This is a genomic window from Pseudohalocynthiibacter aestuariivivens (genome assembly GCF_018457175.1).
Taxonomy (GTDB): domain Bacteria; phylum Pseudomonadota; class Alphaproteobacteria; order Rhodobacterales; family Rhodobacteraceae; genus Pseudohalocynthiibacter; species Pseudohalocynthiibacter aestuariivivens.
This window is the reverse complement of record NZ_JAGFNU010000015.1, coordinates 1-17,706: the sequence shown is the minus strand read 5'-3', so window position 1 is coordinate 17,706 and position 17,706 is coordinate 1. Positions and strand designations below refer to the sequence as shown.

The following is a 17,706-nucleotide window of genomic DNA, read 5'->3' as shown; positions in this document are numbered from 1 at the left end:
AAAAGTTCGCTTCGTCCGGCGGTTTCAACGGATCGACGCAGACCTTGGGCCATTCCCGAGAACCCTCTTCACGCCACATCTCAATTAGCAGTTAATCAGCCGGGTTTCGTCGCGTTCGTTGATCACGCTCAAGGTTTAATCTGGGGAATCTGCATAAGGTCCTTTTGTCAGAATGAGCGAGGTCAAAATGGAATCCAATGCACTTCCCCGCTTCGACGACACGGTCAATACAACCGGCTGTTGCCCCTTATTCAATCCGGACGGTTGAGACGGGGCCGAGCTGCATTTCGAGGACAAGAGCTTCGTGCGTGCGATGACGAACTCGGTTTTGCACATCGCGGTCAATATGGGCAAAGTGTTTGAACGGGTTCAAAAGAATATTGAATCCGCAGGTGCATATGACACAGACAACTACATTGTCCTTAGCCGGGATATTTCCCGTGGAAGGCTGAACACCTCTTCGCGATATCTGCGCCTGTGCCAGAAGAAGAAGCGACGACGATAACTGGAAACTTCGTGACGAAGGTCTTTGAGGGCCCATATAAAAACGCAAAACTGGCATCAGGAAATGCAGCAGATAACAAAAGAAGCCGGATTCGAAAGTGACGAAGTATATTTCTTCTACACGACCTGCCCTAAATGCGCGAAAGCTTACGGCAAGAACTACGTCGTTGGGGTCGCGAGGACATCCTGAACGGTTATTGCTTCGAGCTCCGAACTGAAACTCAACGCCCCAAAAGGCCACGATTGTGAAACGATCCGCGAACCCCATGCCCGACTACATAGCGCTGGCTCTCAAGGTGGAAGTGCTGTGGGACTTTTACGATCGACGCCCTTGGTACCAACGCAATGATTATGTTGGCAGGATAGACAGCGCCAAACGCGAAAAAACGAAGTTGAAGCGGTTGCAGCAAATGCTGGACGAACTCCGGGCCGGTGCCGTCTATTTGAAAATGACATGGCAGTTCGTTCGCTTTAAAATGAACGAGACACCTTGTTTGAATGCTTGGAGATGTTGGTGCAATCAACATTTGGATCACTGTTTTGACAGCCTTTGCAAATTGCTTAGAGAAAGCGATTTCTACAATTTGCCATCTCGTTTTCCGGGGCAGAGCGTGCCTTGATAATACACGGCTCCTCTAAGGTTTGGCGAACGATCTCTAGTGCCGGACGGCCTTTTGATGCGCGGACTGATAGTCATTTATGCGCGGTGTAAACACCTATTCTCAAGGGCATTTTCGCGGGTTCCGCTCCAAACCGCTCTCTTAGACGGGTAAGAACGCGTTGCACCACATCAATGGGGTCCACGCCACCCCTGTCTTTGATTTCATCAAACACTGGATTTCCGAGAACAAGTCCGCGCGCGAAGGCTTCTAGGTCGGTGACTTCTCTCTCGTGATTCATTTCTTCGTGTGAAGCGTTTGTAAGCCCCGCCTCGGCAAGGTCGCTCAGCACAACATCCGGATCATTGTAAAAGAATGGAATCTTGTAAAATCCGGGAGGGTTTTCAGGGAAAAACTCGGCGATAGCCTCGTGTGCCACTTCAGAGAATGGATTGTCAGCGTTTTTGCACCAGGCAGAAAAGATATATTGCCCCCCTGGCCTGAGCACGCGCGCGACTTCGCGGTACGATGCGACAATGTCCGGAAAGAACATCACTCCGAACTGACAAACGATCTGATTTATCTGATCATCTTCGAATGGCAACGACATTGCATCGACTGGCTTGAACATAACCTTTTCGTCTGCATGAAATTTCTTCGCTGCAATTTCTAGCATGGGTGCATTCAGATCAGTCACGAGCAGCGGAACATCATCTGGCAAGGCGTCGCGTAAAAATCTGCTCACAAATCCTGTACCAGCTGCTATCTCGAGCACCATTTGCGGAGAAAACGCCGCGCTTCGTTTGGCAACTTGCGCAGCAAAATACTCGAAGATGTTAGGGCCGAGCCCTGAGTCATAATGTTTGGGAATATCACCGACAAACCGGCTTGCATCATTACCCATTCGCACATCCACCTTTTTTAAAACAAGAACCGAATACACAAAGAATCGCGAATATGGGATGAGATAACAAGTATTACTTGGAACCATCCAGGCCAATCATGCACCAGCATTCAAACTGGGTCACTTAGGTAGGGCCGACCAAAATTATTGGTCTGGCTGACTAGTCGTAGGAAAGGAAACTTGGGCATCATTTGGGAGTTCTTGTTTTGAGAAATATATCCAAATCGCGATCGTACTGAGTATTACGCAAATTATAGCCACGAGTACCCCAAGCGGTTTTTCTTTCGCCATTCGATTTAACAATGTTTGATCGTATTCAAAATAAATCATGTTAACCCAAATCTGTGGCGATTGGTCGAGCTATGCATCGTACAAGTTTAAAGCGAAGGGCTCGGTTTATTCGATTTCCTTCTTGTTGAAGATCAGCACGCACCACGGAAACAACGGGCGATGTCCCTACTGAGGACGCCAGTTCAAACCGTCCTCAGTAGCGCCCCGGGGGTGGTATTCACAACCGATCCAGCCGTCGTATCCAAGCCTTTCCAAGTTAGAAAAAATGATTGTGTAGTCGCAGTCGCCGTGATCCGGTTCACGCCGATCCGGGACGCTTGCAATCTGAATGTGAGCGATGTCAGTAAAGCTCTCTTTAAGCGCGCCAAGCGCATCGCCGTTCGTAATCTGCGCGTGGTAACAATCAAACTGAAGGCGCAGATTGCGGGCGCCAACCTGTTCAATAACGCGTCGGGCGGCATCGGTATTGCTCAGGAAATACCTGGGCATATCATTTGTGTTGATCGGTTCAATTAAGGCAGTAATCCCGGCGTCAGCAAAGCGACTCGCAGCATGACTAAGGTTCTCCAGATAAACATCCCCAGCATCAGAGAGCTCGGCTTCGCCGACGCATCCGGCCATGACGTGCATTTGTTTCAGGCCGGTCGCCTGTGCATAGATCAATGCGGTTTCGACGGTTTCTCTGAATTCGCCCTGCCGCCCGGCGATCGCAGCGAGGCCACGGTCGCCAGCGCGCCAGTCTCCGGGTGGGAGGTTGTGGAGGGCAAGGGTTACTCCAGCGCGCTGTACAAACTCAGAGATTTCGCTCGGAGAATATTGATAAGGAAACAGAAACTCCACGCCCCTAAAGCCCGCTTTTGCCGCGGACATAAACCGCTTTGGAAAAGGCAGCTCGGTAAACATAAAGCTAAGATTCGCCGCGAAGTTTAGAGCCATTTTTTGTCCTTAGTGCTCATCTGAGAAATTTGAAAAGGGCATAATTTGTCTGTTCAAGTTTTGGGTTCCTGGTCCGATTCCACGAATTGGAAGTAGCCGGATTGATCCAGATCGCCCAGACCTTCATCGACCATTTTGATCCAGAGATCACGGCTTTGGCGCATAAGTGGTAACGAAAGGTCGACCTCCTCGGCCAGTTCAATGGCTTGGCGCATGTCCTTTTTCTGGGTTGTCGCGCGGGCACCAGGGGTGAAGGCGCCATCAATCATTCTTTGCCCATGTAGTTCCAGGATGCGGCTTGCCGCAAAGCCGCCCATCAAAGCCTCGCGGACCCGGTCCAAGTCGGCCCCTGCAGCCTTCGCAAGGGAAAGAGATTCTGCGATTATTCCGACCGTCGCCCCGACGATAGCTTGGTTGGCAACCTTCGCGGCCTGGCCTGTACCGACAGGGCCAATGTGGGTAAGCGAGTCGCCCAAAACGTCAAACACCGATTTTACGCGTTCGATATCCGTAGGTTTACCACCCGCCATAATGGACAAGGAGCCAGCCTTTGCTCCAGCCTCGCCGCCCGACACCGGCGCATCAACGTATCGTCCGCCCGCTTCCTCAACAATATTTGCCAATTGCCGGGTTGCGGTGACGGACGAAGAACCCATGTCGATTACAGTTGCGCCGTGAACCAGCCCTGGCAGCACGCCGTTTGTGTCGCAAATTGCCGCCTTGAGGGACGGTGTATCGCTCACACAAAGAATTATGAAACCCGTGCCTGTGCATTGTGCAATTTCCTTCGGTGTGGCAGCAACCGAGGCGCCCTTTTCGGCCAATCCAGCACATTTTGAGGCCGTTCGATTGTAAATCGTCAGGGTGGCATTTGCTGCGAGAAGGTTGGCAGCCATCGGGCTACCCATGAGCCCAAGGCCGATAAACCCTACTTTGGTGTCTGTAAGCGGCACGCATTTCTCCATCGCTGATATCTATTAACCGCCACCAGCGTGAAAAGAGACATCATCATTGGTCAATCTCTTCCATGCGGGTCTGCATATCTTCGTTCCAGAAGACTTGTTCTCGCCCACCACCAAAACATCGCCGACGTGCTTATTACGTAGGGGCAATTTGACCCGTTTTTGTGTTCAGAAGTGGCGTGTGCGGCCTGTGTGCTGTTTGACTGAAAGATTGCACCGGTCAGCGACACGTGCCTGACAGGTTCTTATCATCTTGCCCAATTGGCATCTCCACGGAATTCTATGCTTACGGCCGCGAAGCAATCGGCCCCGTGACGCCTTTGTTCTGAAGAATTCAGGTCAGCTTATCTCTAACACGAGCGCCGTCTTAATTCGTGCGAGAACTTTGAACTGAACCGCGCTGTTGCTATGATAGAGTAGTATCCGCTTTGTTCAGCATGGTTTCCGCCATTTGGCGGCGAAACTGAGACTGGATCGAATTCATCTGACACCGCCGCGACAAATAAACGCGAGACCGAGCTGCTCGAAAGCGGGTGTCAAGGAATACGCGCGCCTCCTGATTTTACACGCCGCAGCGGAATAGAGGATTCGATGGAAGCCACGCCCGGCACTTTGGTCAACCGCCCGACCAGGAATTGCTCGAACTCTTTCAGGCCGGTCGTGGCAATGCGCATCAGGTAGTCGCGATTGCCGGTCATCAGCCAACAATCCACCACTTCAGGAAACTTCTGCACGGCGGCCTCAAAACTTGCCAGCGCATCATCGACCTGTTTGTCGAGCTGAACTGAGACAAACACGGATACGCTAAACCCAAGCGCGTCTTCATCAATCAATGAGGAGTATCCGGTGATGATCCCACTTTCTTCCAGCCTTCGGATGCGGCGCGAGGTCGGTGTGGTGCTCAGGCCAATGCGGTCACTCAGATCCTGCACGGAAATGCGCCCGTCAGCGCAGAGTGCTCTGAGTATTTGAACATCAAATGCGTCAACTGTAGCGGAATCGGACATTAAATTTAACTTTCGTGGCGGATAATGGTTTGAATTTCCGAAATAGAACGCGATAAAGCCGGGAAGCTGCAAGGTAAATCGACTAGTCTCTGCGCGAATTTCACCAGACGTTGTTGAGACACGGTGGAGAAAACCCAAAGGACCGACAATGAGTGCCGAAGATAAAACCACCCAACAGCAACACCTTAAGACTATCGAACAGCGGCTTTTGTGGTTGTCTCACTGGATGATCCACAACGCCAACCATATTCGCCCCAAGGTCGACGGAATTAAGGTCGGTGGGCATCAGGCAAGTTCTGCTTCGATGGTGTCAATTATGACAGCACTCTATTTCTCGGCACTGCGGCCAGAGGATCGGGTGGCGGTAAAGCCACACGCATCACCTGTGTTCCACGCAATCCAATATTTGATGGGCAATCAGACTCGCGAAAAAATGAAAAATTTCCGCGGCTACGGCGGTGTGCAGAGTTATCCAAGTCGCACCAAAGACATTGATGACGTGGATTTCTCAACCGGATCCGTCGGCCTTGGTGTCGCCGTCACGTCATTTGCATCCATTATCCAAGACTACATTCAGGCTAAATCATGGGGCAGGGACCAGAAACTTGGCCGTATGATCGCGTTGGTTGGTGACGCTGAACTGGATGAGGGCAACATTTATGAGGCTCTGCAGGAAGGTTGGAAAAACGATCTGCGCAACTGTTGGTGGATCATCGATTACAACCGCCAATCTTTGGACGGGGTTGTGCGTGAAGGGTTGTTCCAGCGAGTTGAACAGATATTTGATGCCTTCGGCTGGGATGTCGTGCGCGTCAAATATGGTCACCTGCAACGCGCAGCTTTTGAGGAACCGGGCGGAGAGAAATTACGCCAGTGGATCGATGAGTGCCCGAACCAGCTTTACTCGGCCCTGACCTATATGGGCGGCGCTATTTGGCGGGAAAGGTTGCTGGATGCATTGGGCGATCAGGGCGACGTAACCGCGCTTTTTGAGCGGCGCAGTGATGAAGAACTGGCTGCATTGATGGAAAACCTTGGCGGTAACTGCGTGTCGACCATGGCAGATATTTTTGCGGCCATTGACCATGATCGACCTGTGTGCTTCCTCGCCTATACGATCAAAGGCTGGGGCACGCCTATCGCTGGTCATAAAGACAACCACGGCGGCCTTATGAACAAGACACAGATGGCCGAGTGGCAGAAGTTCATGGGCGTGGCAGACGGGGAGGAATGGGAAAAATTCGCCACCATTTCAAATCCGAAGGCCTTTGAAGATCGATTGGCCCAAACACCATTCTTTGCAAAAGGCCGCCGCCGGTATCGAGACGATATCATCGATGTGCCTTCAATTGGAATCTCATCGGATCGCGAAATCTCGACCCAGATGGCATTTGGTAAAATCCTTGATGACCTGTCCAAAGGCGACAGCCTGTTGGCCGAACGGATTGTGACAACTTCACCCGATGTGACGGGAACCACAAACCTCGGGCCATGGGTCAATCGCCGCAAGCTGTTCGCACGGTCGCATCAGGTCGATACCTTCAAGGCCGAGAATATCCCCTCCACCGCGAAATGGGAATTCACACCAGACGGCCAGCACATAGAACTTGGCATTGCCGAGATGAACTTGTTCTTGTTGCTGGCCGCTGCGGGCCTGTCGCATTCGGTGTTTGGCAAACGCCTGATCCCGATTGGGACGGTTTACGATCCTTTCGTTTCTCGCGGCCTCGATGCGCTGAACTATGCCTGCTACCAGGATGCGCGGTTCATGATCGTTGGTACTCCGTCTGGTGTTACGCTCGCGCCTGAAGGCGGCGCCCACCAATCCATCGCGTCACCGCTTATCGGCATGTCGCAGGACGGCTTGGCGGCATTTGAGCCAGCCTTTGTAGACGAACTGGCCACCATCATGGAATGGGCCTTTGCCTATCTGCAAAAAGACGGTGAAGGTGATCCGGACGAACGTACATGGTTGCGGGATGAAACGGGTGGTTCTGTCTATTTGCGCCTGACCACCAATCCGATTGAACAGCCGGGTAAGCGAGTGGATGATGATTTTCGCCAAGGTGCAATTGATGGGGCCTACTGGCTACGCAAACCGGGCCCGTCCTGTGAAGTCGTGATCGCCTATCAGGGTGCGGTTGCGCCGGAGGCAATCAAAGCTGCTGGGATGATCGCCGAAGGACGACGTGATGTTGGGGTTCTGGCCGTTACATCCGCAGATCGCCTGAATGCAGGCTGGACAGCGGCGCAACGCGCAAGATCCAATGGCACAGATGGGGCTCAGTCACATATCGAAAAACTGCTAAGCGACCTGCCACGCAACTGTGTTCTCGTGACAGTAATCGACGGTCATCCAGCCACGTTGTCATGGCTTGGTGCAGTTCAAGGACATCAAACCGTCCCACATGGGGTTGAGCATTTTGGGCAAACCGGGACAATCGCGGACCTTTACCGTCATTTCCGTATTGATGCCGCTGCGTTGGTGCGGTCCGTCAGTGAACTGACGCATGGCAGGAAAATCTCTCGCGTTTCGGCAGCGGTCTGATCAAGAGTGCCTTTGAACAAAGTGGTGCAGCTGTTCCGTAGGTTCTGAGCAGGACGGACATTGGATGCATCGGAGCATTCGGCAAATTTGGGCGGATACTGTTGAAACAGTCAATTTTTGAGCATTGGCGAATTTTGTTGAAAAGTTCTTGTCGATCGAAGGCGCTACCGCTGATTCAATTCCCATATTACTTTGGGGAATTTGGTGTCTGAGGTCAGCACTCGTGGGTGGAAACCAAGGGTGGGAGCGCTTCGGGTTGCGGTTTCAACTGGCCAATGCAACACTTTAATCTTTTAGGAAAGATGGAGTGAGCAAACTAAAACAGCTGCTCAGCAGGATATGGTCCGGCGCTCGCTTTTTTGCGTTGCCTCCCCAATTAGCTGAAAAGAGTTGGTCGGAAACGAAGCGAAATGTGATCCCAAAGCTCGGTGGCCTGCGGCATATGATTTTGCCGTCTATACCAACTGTATCCTGCGATACGATAGACATTTCCTCCGGCCTGTTTTGGACGGGGATTTATCAGGTATTCTTAATCAGGGGGCGTTGGGCGACATCTACTAGCCCCACGCCATACGAAATGCAGAGCGCCGCGTGATTTCTGGGCCCCGGACTGGGGGTGACCGCCAGAAGACCCGTGACTTCTTCGACGTTGAGCACCGCAGGCAGCTACGCGGCTCGGTGCGAACGCGCACTGACATTGTGCCTTCTTTGAGCAGGGGCCGCTGAGATCAGCAATAGTATTCGTAATGATCCTTTCCAAAATCTATGGCCCCGTTTGGGTGTTAACACCCGACAGCGTTGCTTTCCCGATCATCCGTCCTGTCTCAACGCGAGCGTGAGCCTTTCTGATGTTTGCAGCTGAAATTTCGCCCATATCTTCGGTTCTAGAGTGCAGGATCGTTCCGGCATCAATCATGCCAGCGACCTGTCGCAAGACGTCAGCCTGGATAGGCATTTTGTCTGTTGAATACAGCGAACGGGTAAACATCAGCTCGTAATTAATGCGCACACTTTTTCCCATGAACAGGTCAAGATCCAGTTTCGCCTTGGTGCTGGCGACCAAACAAATTGCACCTTCGGGAGAGACTATATCAGCCATGACTTCCCAATACGGAATGTTGTTGCTGAGGTTCAAAATCAAAGGAACAGTATCATGGCCCAAGTCGACCAGTTGGTTCTTTATGTTTTTTGAATGGTCGATGACGTGATGCGCGCCCATTTTGAGGCACCAATCTTTGCTCTCTTTGCGCGATGCTGTCGCAATGATTTTGCACTTGGAGAGCTGGCGAGCAAATTGAATGGCCATTGACCCAAGCCCTCCAGCACCGCCAATTATCAGAAGTGCGGTATTCTCGTCTGTTATGCGGTCAATCTCCAGACGGTCAAACAGCGCCTCCCATGCCGCAAGTGTGGTTAGCGGAATGCAGGCGGCCTCCTCTGGTGTCAGGCTCTCAGGTTTTGGACCGACAATACGCTCGTCAACGAGCTGCAGTTCCGCGTAGCAACCTGGACGATTAATCTCACCAGCATACATGACCATGTCGCCTACTTTGTATGTTTTGACGTCATCACCGACGGCCAAAACCTCGCCACAGGCATCCCACCCCAAGATAAGCGGGTCGGCCAACCTGCCGACAATATCGTGCCTTTCTTTGAAATCCACAGGGTTAAGGGAAATTCCGTTAATACGCACAAGTAGATCTTTGCCTTTGGCAACAGGGGTTGCCAGTTCAAAATCAACGAAGCTAGCTTCATCGCTTGTGGGAAGATTTTCAAGGACACCAACAGCTTTCATTTCTTGCTTTCCAATATATGGCCACAACCAACGCGACGTTTAAGTTTGTCTAGCGCAAACCCGGAAATTCTGTTCATTTGAAAAACTAACTGAGGGGTTAGAATTTCTAATGGTATAGGTTATACAAAGTGATTGGTTTATCGGTAGGGAAGTATTGGGTGGGGCCTATGACGACACTGCAATCGTCGCCAAATAATGACTCGTTAAGGTCTGCGATATCAGCAGACCAACATCGGCACGGTTGGTGAACCACCCCCCGCCCTGCTGTTACTGACATTGTGATGCATCGCGAATTCAACAATTATCTTTTTGGTTTAGGAGATTCATAAATGAGAAAACTGCCACCTTTGAATTCACTACGGGTTTTTGATGCTGTGGCGCGGAATGGTAGTCTGTCAAAGGCAGCTTCAGAGCTCTGTGTAAGTCCATCTGCCGTCAGCCAGCAAATCTCTAACCTAGAAAACTGGTTGGGTGTACGGTTGCTGGATCGGTCTTCTAACAAAACCAGTTTAAGCCAGAATGGCCACCAGTTTTCCAAGCAGATAAAAGATACTTTTGATAACCTTGAGGAGGATGTATCGCAGATACATGAGATCAGAAATGATGAGGAAATCAGGCTAAGTGTATTACCGTCTTTGGCGTCCCGATGGCTGATACACCGACTGCCGCAGTTCCGCGCCTTGCATCCGCGCTATCGAGTGATGGTTGAGGCCTCTTTTGATCAGGCAGACTTCAATCCGCGCGAACTGACACTTGCAATAAGATCGGGAACGGGTTTGTACCCCGGATGCCATGCAACAAAGCTATTCGACGAATATGTGGCTCCAGCTTGCAGCCCTGATTATTGGAAAAAACACGCCGTCGCCTTGGAGGACATAGGGAATCGGACGCTTCTTGCAGATCACACTGTCGGGACAGAAAAGACTAATCTGGATTGGGGTACGTGGATGTACCGCGAGAACGTCCAGCCGACTGGTAACCTAGAGCCAAGTCAATTGTTTACAGACAGCAACCTAACAATTCAGGCCGCGATCAATGGTGAAGGGTTCATGCTTGGTAGAAGCGTTTTGATCAACGAGGAAATCGCACGAGGCACTTTGATCACACCTTTCTCAAACAGACAGCTTTCTGATTGGCCATATTTTGTAGTTTACCCTGAAAAGTATCATCCACCACGAACTGCCCTGAAACTAATCGTCAATTGGCTCTGTGAGCAAGCCAACGAAACGCCAGGAAGTATCAGACACAACGTCACGACGGCCTAGAGTTTTCTGAATTCCCTCGCATGGAACGGTCCTGCGGACTGCAGTCATCAAACCTGATCACGGCGGCAGTCCGCTTTGCGACAACAAGCAGCCTTACGTCAAAAGGCACCCCACTACCCTTAACCCAACCTCAGCTCTTCAAGCCTTTTCAAGAATTGCTCCTTCGCATCCTTTGGGACCCATGATTCAATCCGTTTCGTATTCTTGGGTCCCGGTGCCCCCGTTGGCCACGGTTCAGGTGGCGCAAGCATCAGATGGAATCATGTCCACAAAGAACTACTTGGGCGGTACTTTCGCTGCCATCGGTAGCATAACGTGAGCTAGCGGGGTTTCATCCCACGTAACATAGGGACCACCTACAAAGGGGTTGCGCGGAAGGTCCGCAACAACGTCCATGTCAGGAAAAAGTATCATGATATGAGGCCCTTCTTGCCTCCACACTCCGTCATCGTTTGGGTCGGTTGCCATCGGGTTGTCGTTGTTCATCATCGGATCACCGGCCATCATGTACGCAACACCAATAACGTCGGTTGTGAAAGCAGTTCCCGATGCGGCGGCCGCCATCCACTTCATCCAAACAGCATCATTGCACATTGGGTGCTGATCATCTGGGATCAGTCCAACACCTGGCAAACAAATCCACCCATTTGTTCCAGCGCGCAAAATGGTTCCATCGACGTCCATAATCGTGGCGTCGTTCGTGATATCCGATGGGGCTGCGGTGATGGCGCGTGCAATTTTGGCCTCTGCGGTTTCGGCGTTGGAAACTGTGGCAGCGCTTAGCAGCACAACCGATATTATCGCAGTGGTGAAACGCCTTTGAGAGCGGGTTATGGTGTTCAACATGTTGGGATCCTCATTGATATGTTGTCAAATTTGCGTAGGTCGATTTATCGAAGCGGCACGCCAATTCGTGGGGGCGTCATTTTTTGCTGTTTTCCTGCGCCTTTGCTGCGCCGCAGAATGGTCCTGCATAAAAACTGACGCATTGATTTGTGAGCTCGACTGCAATTGATGCAGATACCACAGCTCGCTCCGTGGCCTGTAGAAGCCGCGCTACACTTGCTGATCAAGAACACCTGATAAATCCCCGTCCAGAACAGGCCGGAGGAAATGTCTATCGTATCGCAGGATACAGTTGGTACAGACGGCAAAATCGTATGCCGCATTACAGTCTGAATCGGATGCGCTTTCTGTCCGATAGGTTTCGTAAGCAGCCAGAGACGGGAATGAAAAAGCCGCAAACGCTAAATCATTCGGCCCTTCGTGTGGGAGAAAGTATCCATGATGCGTGCCACCAAATCGCTCGACGAGCGGGATCCATGCTTTTGCATAGACCTCAAAGTCCGTGGTTTTGGCAGGGTCAATTTTGTAAGTTACATGACAGGTTATCATGGTTTTTCCAATTTGATTATTGTGCTGTTGTCGGTCGACAGGGAATTTGGACCCATAGGCTCTGATCCCAGAGGTTCTGGGAATGTCGCGTGCGCCGCGACTTGCTCCAGATCCGACGCCCACGCAGGTTGCTCCGAGGCGAATATTCTGACCCGTTCGGCAACGCTAACGGGTCTGTTCAGTGATCCGGCCGGAACGATCATCTTTGTGCCGTTACCATTTGCCCAAGGAACGCCAGACCCGCAGACCCGGCAGAACGACTTGGAGATATCTCGCTCCGGCACCTGGTAATTGACGATATCGCCCACGCCGCCCAGCCAGTCGAACCCCTCAATGCCCACGAACAGGTTCGATGCAAAAGCCGAACCGGTGATCTGGCGGCACTGGTCACAGCTACACAGAAATAGTTTCTCGAACGCGTTGACCACCTCGAATGAAACTGCTCCGCAAAGGCAACCGCCTACGACCCTCCGGAGTGAGGGTGCGTTTTGTGGGGTCATTAGTTTTACCTTTCGTATTGCATCACGCCGCAAGTTTTCGCCAGATACCAGCCGAAACACGACCGCGGGCAGAGCGCTCTGGCGAGATCAGGCGCGGCCAGACGCAAGCCCGCAACTTCGCCTGCTACTTGGCCGCTTCGATCAACTCGATGCTGTATCCATCGGGATCCTCGAGAAACGCGATGACTTCCTTTTCTCCGGTTTCAGAGGGTGCGAATTTCATGGGGCCAGCTGGCCTCGTTACCTTAACTCCCATTTCCGTCAGACGCTGAGAGGCCGCATAGATATCCGGCACTTCAAGCGCGATATGTCCGTAGCCGGTGCCGTGCTGATAGCTGGTTTCGTCCCAGTTCCATGTCAATTCAACCGTCGGGGCCGATGGGCTTTTGCCGTATCCCATAAAGGCGAGTGTGAAACGACCTTCGGGGAATGTCTCGCGCCGGATCTCACGCATACCCAAAGCGTCCTGGTAAAAAGCTATAGAGCGATCAAGATCGCCCACGCGTACCATCGTGTAAAGAATGCATGTGGGAAGGCTGGTTTGTACAGTCATTTGAATTGTCCTTGCGAGCGATAAGGTGCCGACAAGCCGCGACGCGCGGCTTGTCGGCTAAAGAAAGTTACCTTGGCTTATTGGCAGACTTCGCCGCTGTAGCGGACCAGTCCTTCAAGGTTGTTACCGTCCCGCAAGTCAACCAGACCATAGCTGTTGAAAGAACCGTTGGCACCCTTCATCGTGCCGCGTCCAGTACCTTCTTGGATGTCATAGGTGACCTCAATCATGAAACGTCCGGGTTTGCCCGGCACAGCTGTCAAAATTCCAAGATCTTTGGTTTGGAACGCGCCACCATCGGCACGGCCAAAGTAATGTTCCATATCCATTTCGAGGCCTGTGGGCGTTTCGCGCTGACCGGTGATTTTGCCTGCGGCGTTTTGCACGCTGCCGATCAATGTAGCAGAGATGATGATCGGGTTGCCTTCGCCTTCGGCAAAGAAATTAGGGATTGCGACGCCACCGATAGGTGAACAGATGCCGGGATCGGCGGACGCGCTTGAGGTGCCTGAAAGGGAGATACCGGAAGCAAGTGCCAGTGCGACAAGAGATAGTCTAATCATGCTATATTCCTTAGGATTAGTTGGGTTGAGTCGTAAGAGTTTCGTTTGGGTGCAAGCAACCGCGCGTTGGCCCAAATTTCTGGGGCAACAGCCTGTTCTAACTGCGATATTGTAGTTTCTTTGTGTCTTATGCGACCTTGATATCCATCGCGTGTTGGATGTCACCAAGGCGGAAAACCTGTCCTGCCCCAGCCCAGCCGCCGTCAGTCACCTCATAAAGCATGGCCCAGTGGTTGAGCCTGCCTTCGTAGGGGCCGACAATATCATCAACGATACGACCGATTTCAGCGACCAGACTCGTTCTAGTTTCGTCGTTCAATGCTCCCTGCGGCGTCGTCACAGCGATGCGAAATGGGGGTTTTTCCAATGGCGCACCGCCGACATAGAACGTGCCTTGAGGCTTTTCAATGAAATGGGCCCAGACCAAAGACTGTGCGCCTGCGCTTTCCATTGGGGCACCTTCGGCTCTGAGGACGGCATTCGAGAGTTGCGACATCAGCATGTCTTGCTGTGATTTATCCAGATCACCCTGTGGGGCGCCTACTTGAATGAGTGGCACGGATATTTCCTTTTATCTTCTTGGGTTACGTTAGGTGTAATAAGGAGAGTGGAGGCCACGGCTGGCGGCCTCGGCGATGCTTGCGTCGAACACACGCGTGTAGAAGGCCGCATTGAGTTTCGCGGCTGTGTTCGGGAAGTCATCAACCGCGAAAGCACGCGCGTTTTCTACCGTATCGAACGCATCGACCCCGCCGAGCGTATTGGTGTTCAACCCGCTGAGCCAAAGTTTGGAGATCAACCCTTTTTGCTGTTTCAAGACCGGGTTGCGCGCTTGCCACGGGGCTTTTTCAAACGGGACGTTGATTTGCACTTCGGTGTAGACAAAGGCACCGGGGGCCTGCGTTGGGGCAGCCCCGAAATGCGGCGAGCCCATGTCGCGACTTGCATCCGAAACTACGGCGGCGTCAAACACGCGGGTCGTCTGGGCGACGCCGAATGCTTTGGCGGCTGCGGGGAAGAAAGTGGTGCAGTAATGCTGGGCTGCCTCAACGCTATCGAAGCTGTAGATGCCACCGACCGAATTATTTCCTACCCCAGAAAACCACGTTTTGTTCAGGAAACCCGGCTCATTGTCGATCTGGTCGTTGAGATCCTGCCACGGCACGTCTGCGAACGGCACAGAGATTTGCAGCTCGGTGTAAACGAATGCCTCGGGGGTCATTTGGTTTTCTCCATTTTTAGGTGCGGTGCTGGCCATTACCAGTTTGCCGCCGAGCGTGAGGTTGGCCGTTGTCACAGCAGCAACTGTGTCCCCGATTTTTTTTCGTTGGCTGATCCGTTTCTGGTCCTGCGGCTTTGTCTGGTGCGTCATCTGGCTCTCCTTGGTGAACGCAGCGCCGGGTTCGATCGGTTGCGTCGTGGCGGGATTCAATATATAACGGTCCCTATATTTCTATTATATAACGACCACTATATCGTCAACATAAAAATAACGATCGCTATAAAAAATCTGAAAGGACAGTTGATGGCACAGTTACCAACGAAGAAAGAGCAAACCCGGGCGCGCATTCTGGAAGCTGCAAGCCAAAGCTTCAGAAGTAGTGGTTATGCGGGAACCGGAGTTGACGGTATTGCAAAGGCCGCCGGTGTCACCTCAGGCGCATTTTATGCTCATTTCGGATCGAAGGATGGTGCGTTTGAAGCAGCGCTGGCGGCTGGGATGGACGAGGTGATTGAGAGCATTCCTGATTTTCAAAGAGAGTTTGGACCTAATTGGATTGAGGCCTTTGCCGATTATTATCTGGGTGAGGCGCATCGTAATGATCTTGCCTGCGGATGCGCGATGACAACACTGTCACCCGAAGTTGCACGAGCAGATCCCGATATGCACACGGCTTATGAAGCGAAAATGAACCGAATTGTGAGTCTGATTGCCGATGGTTTGGGCGGGAGCTCAAAAGAGGCCCGGCACGCCCGGGCCTGGGCGATGCTAAGCACCCTGATCGGCGGGCTGACACTTACACGCGCCGTTGCAAACCCCGATATCGCGAACGAGATCGCTGCGGCAGCCCGCACTGCAGCCGTGGCCGCGTCCGAGGCCTAAAATTACTGGCCAAAATTCCGAAAGCTAAGTTTGTTCCCAATCTTCTGTTGGGCTGTGCGCCTTGCCGTTTGCGCTCTCTCGCTCAGCTGAGAAGCGGACATTCGAACACTTTGCAGCATCGGCCATTTGGGGCTCGGAGCGGTCTTTCTCTGCACGATGTACCGATGCCCGGTTTGCTGGAATATCGGATATTGCGGCGGCCAATTAAATCTGTGCCTGGTCGTTATCCAAAAACCACAATGCCTTCAATACTGGTATTGTCTCGTCAAAGCTTTGAAGGGTTTAACGGAAATTGACGGATGTTTGATCTGACGATTCCAGCAACTGAAACACGACTGCAATCAGACAGTGGTTGCTGAAACAAAACTGATACCAATGATACCCGGAATGTTTTGATCCTCGACCTGTGTTCTGACCTAATTTGGGTAGAAATTTTAGCAGGAATGAAACCATGCCCGCACGTTATTGGATATTGATTATCACACTTGGCATCGCATTTGGTGGCTCGTTCTTTTTTAATGCCATATTGCTGAAAGAGTTAGGGCCTATGACGATATCCATGGGGCGGGTGTTTCTAGGCGCCCTGGGATGTTGGGTTTGGGTCTCTGCGAAAGGCAAGAACCCTTTCGTAAGCTGGGCAGTGCTTTGTCAATTGATGATCTTGGGGCTGTTTCAATATGCGGCCCCATTTGCCTTGTTGCCGTTGGCGCAGAAATATGTTTCCAGCGGCATGGCAGGCACCGTAAACGGAATGACACCTGTGATGGTCGTGTTGGTTTCACATTTCTGGGTTGGCGGCGAGAAGATATCCCCGGCCAAATCAGTCGGTGTTGTCATTGGATTTTCAGGTATCGTAATTTTGGCGTGGCCTGCATTGCAGGCAAGTGGGTCTGAATTCTGGGCGATACTGGTCGCATTTCTTGCGCCCGTCAGCTATTCAGTCGCGCTGAATTACGTGCGCCGTTTGCGCGGCATTGATCCGACGGTTATGACAGCCTGGGCACTATCCTGTGCCACTATCCTGCTTGTGCCAACCGCTCTGGCCATCGAGGGAGTGCCGGTCATAACCAAAATCGAAACTTGGGTTTCCTTAGCTATCCTTGGGTTTGTTATGACAAGCATTTGCTTTATCGCAATATTCTGGCTGTTGCCTAAAACAGGGGCAACCACAGTATCCACAGTAACATTCATCGCGCCTATTTCCGCAGTGATGTTAGGGATAGCATTTCTCGGTGAAACGCTGACGCAATCGCATGTTGCTGGTATGGGAGTTATTCTGACTGGGCTACTAATGATTGACGGGCGTTTCGTAAAACTGCTCGCCACGCCAAGAAGTCCTAACTCAGCATAGAACCGAGACACGAGTGGCGCTCCCGTTAATACTAAGTAGCAATCACTTTCGAGAGTCGCAACAGACCTAGAAAACGTAACGGATGTTCACTTTTCGAGTTCTTGCTAAGCTGAGAGGCTGGCGAAGGACATTGCATAGCATGGCTTAATGACCGCCTCGGGCTCGAACCAGCCATTCGGTGCGCTTGATACGGATGTCTCCTTTGAACTGTGGTTTCAACTGATCGCCGCAACACATGCTTCAAATTTCTCTGCTGGCGTTTGGTATTGCAAGGTCTTTCGAGGTCGCTCGTTGAGTTGACCAGCGACGGCGCTGAGTTTGGCTTGACTAAAGCCCGATATATCAATGCCTTTCGGGAAGTATTGGCGAAGCAACCGGTTGGTGTTTTCGTTACTACCGCGTTGCCAAGGTGACTGCGGATCGCAGAAG

The 17,706-nt window shown here is 51.9% G+C and carries 18 protein-coding genes and 1 pseudogene; 6 read left to right on the top strand and 13 right to left on the bottom strand.

Annotated features, from left to right (window positions below; genetic code table 11):
- Positions 1–280 precede the first annotated feature (280 nt).
- Together J4E70_RS19730 and J4E70_RS17045 are read left to right on the top strand one after the other, a co-directional pair.
- Positions 281–694: pseudogene (locus tag J4E70_RS19730) on the top strand (hydrolase).
- Positions 695–770: 76 nt separating this feature from the next.
- Positions 771–1,124 carry a YdeI/OmpD-associated family protein gene (locus J4E70_RS17045; RefSeq protein ID WP_213890861.1) on the top strand — a complete coding sequence of 118 codons (354 nt, stop codon included), beginning with the start codon at positions 771–773 and terminating at the stop codon, positions 1,122–1,124.
- 73 nt (positions 1,125–1,197) lie between these two features.
- Here J4E70_RS17045 and J4E70_RS17040 read toward each other — a convergent pair whose 3' ends face one another.
- From J4E70_RS17040 to J4E70_RS17025, 4 genes are all read right to left on the bottom strand, one after another.
- Entirely contained in the window at positions 1,198–2,007 is an 810-nt protein-coding gene (locus J4E70_RS17040) for a class I SAM-dependent methyltransferase (RefSeq protein WP_213890860.1), read from the bottom strand.
- A 456-nt stretch (positions 2,008–2,463) separates the two neighbouring features.
- Positions 2,464–3,234: a 2-oxo-tetronate isomerase gene (gene otnI, locus J4E70_RS17035; protein ID WP_213890859.1), complete on the bottom strand. Its 771-nt coding sequence runs from the start codon at positions 3,232–3,234 to the stop codon at positions 2,464–2,466.
- Positions 3,235–3,287: 53 nt separating this feature from the next.
- Positions 3,288–4,187 carry an NAD(P)-dependent oxidoreductase gene (locus J4E70_RS17030; RefSeq protein WP_213890858.1) on the bottom strand — a complete coding sequence of 300 codons (900 nt, stop codon included), beginning with the start codon at positions 4,185–4,187 and terminating at the stop codon, positions 3,288–3,290.
- A gap of 545 nt (positions 4,188–4,732) precedes the next feature.
- On the bottom strand, positions 4,733–5,203 hold the full coding sequence (locus tag J4E70_RS17025) for an Lrp/AsnC family transcriptional regulator (RefSeq protein WP_213890857.1): 471 nt from the start codon (positions 5,201–5,203) through the stop codon (positions 4,733–4,735).
- Positions 5,204–5,351: 148 nt separating this feature from the next.
- Here J4E70_RS17025 and J4E70_RS17020 point away from each other — a divergent pair, with 148 nt between their 5' ends.
- Positions 5,352–7,751: a 1-deoxy-D-xylulose-5-phosphate synthase N-terminal domain-containing protein gene (locus J4E70_RS17020; protein WP_213890856.1), complete on the top strand. Its 2,400-nt coding sequence runs from the start codon at positions 5,352–5,354 to the stop codon at positions 7,749–7,751.
- A 763-nt stretch (positions 7,752–8,514) separates the two neighbouring features.
- Here the strand turns inward: J4E70_RS17020 and J4E70_RS17015 are convergent.
- Complete coding sequence (locus J4E70_RS17015; protein ID WP_213890855.1) at positions 8,515–9,546, bottom strand: zinc-binding alcohol dehydrogenase family protein; 1,032 nt, start codon at positions 9,544–9,546, stop codon at positions 8,515–8,517.
- A 329-nt stretch (positions 9,547–9,875) separates the two neighbouring features.
- On the opposite strand from J4E70_RS17015, the gene J4E70_RS17010 reads away from it, so the two are divergent.
- Positions 9,876–10,811, top strand: coding sequence for a LysR substrate-binding domain-containing protein (locus J4E70_RS17010; RefSeq protein WP_213890854.1), 936 nt, complete (start codon positions 9,876–9,878; stop codon positions 10,809–10,811).
- Positions 10,812–11,087: 276 nt separating this feature from the next.
- Here J4E70_RS17010 and J4E70_RS17005 read toward each other — a convergent pair whose 3' ends face one another.
- The 7 genes from J4E70_RS17005 to J4E70_RS16975 all read right to left on the bottom strand — a co-directional run bounded on the left by J4E70_RS17005 (position 11,088) and on the right by J4E70_RS16975 (position 15,194).
- Positions 11,088–11,657: a hypothetical protein gene (locus tag J4E70_RS17005; RefSeq protein ID WP_213890853.1), complete on the bottom strand. Its 570-nt coding sequence runs from the start codon at positions 11,655–11,657 to the stop codon at positions 11,088–11,090.
- Positions 11,658–11,867: 210 nt separating this feature from the next.
- Positions 11,868–12,206 (bottom strand): NIPSNAP family protein, encoded by a 339-nt coding sequence (locus J4E70_RS17000; protein WP_213890852.1) that lies wholly within the window; start codon positions 12,204–12,206, stop codon positions 11,868–11,870.
- Positions 12,203–12,706: a GFA family protein gene (locus tag J4E70_RS16995; protein WP_213890851.1), complete on the bottom strand. Its 504-nt coding sequence runs from the start codon at positions 12,704–12,706 to the stop codon at positions 12,203–12,205. The genes J4E70_RS17000 and J4E70_RS16995 overlap by 4 nt, the downstream gene beginning before the upstream one ends.
- Positions 12,707–12,830: 124 nt before the next feature.
- Positions 12,831–13,259 carry a lactoylglutathione lyase gene (gloA, locus tag J4E70_RS16990; RefSeq protein ID WP_213890850.1) on the bottom strand — a complete coding sequence of 143 codons (429 nt, stop codon included), beginning with the start codon at positions 13,257–13,259 and terminating at the stop codon, positions 12,831–12,833.
- Positions 13,260–13,336: 77 nt separating this feature from the next.
- Complete coding sequence (locus J4E70_RS16985; RefSeq protein WP_213890849.1) at positions 13,337–13,822, bottom strand: hypothetical protein; 486 nt, start codon at positions 13,820–13,822, stop codon at positions 13,337–13,339.
- Between the two features lie 127 nt (positions 13,823–13,949).
- Positions 13,950–14,381: a tautomerase family protein gene (locus J4E70_RS16980; protein WP_213890848.1), complete on the bottom strand. Its 432-nt coding sequence runs from the start codon at positions 14,379–14,381 to the stop codon at positions 13,950–13,952.
- 30 nt (positions 14,382–14,411) lie between these two features.
- Positions 14,412–15,194 (bottom strand): YdhR family protein, encoded by a 783-nt coding sequence (locus J4E70_RS16975; protein ID WP_213890847.1) that lies wholly within the window; start codon positions 15,192–15,194, stop codon positions 14,412–14,414.
- 153 nt (positions 15,195–15,347) lie between these two features.
- On the opposite strand from J4E70_RS16975, the gene J4E70_RS16970 reads away from it, so the two are divergent.
- A complete protein-coding gene (locus J4E70_RS16970) occupies positions 15,348–15,926 on the top strand; it encodes a TetR/AcrR family transcriptional regulator (RefSeq protein WP_213890846.1) in 579 nt (192 codons plus the stop codon).
- 451 nt (positions 15,927–16,377) lie between these two features.
- On the top strand, positions 16,378–17,277 hold the full coding sequence (locus J4E70_RS16965; RefSeq protein WP_213890845.1) for a DMT family transporter: 900 nt from the start codon (positions 16,378–16,380) through the stop codon (positions 17,275–17,277).
- A gap of 215 nt (positions 17,278–17,492) precedes the next feature.
- Here J4E70_RS16965 and J4E70_RS16960 read toward each other — a convergent pair.
- Positions 17,493–17,706: IS30 family transposase (locus J4E70_RS16960; RefSeq protein ID WP_213890844.1), on the bottom strand; the 214-nt coding region annotated here is incomplete at its 5' end.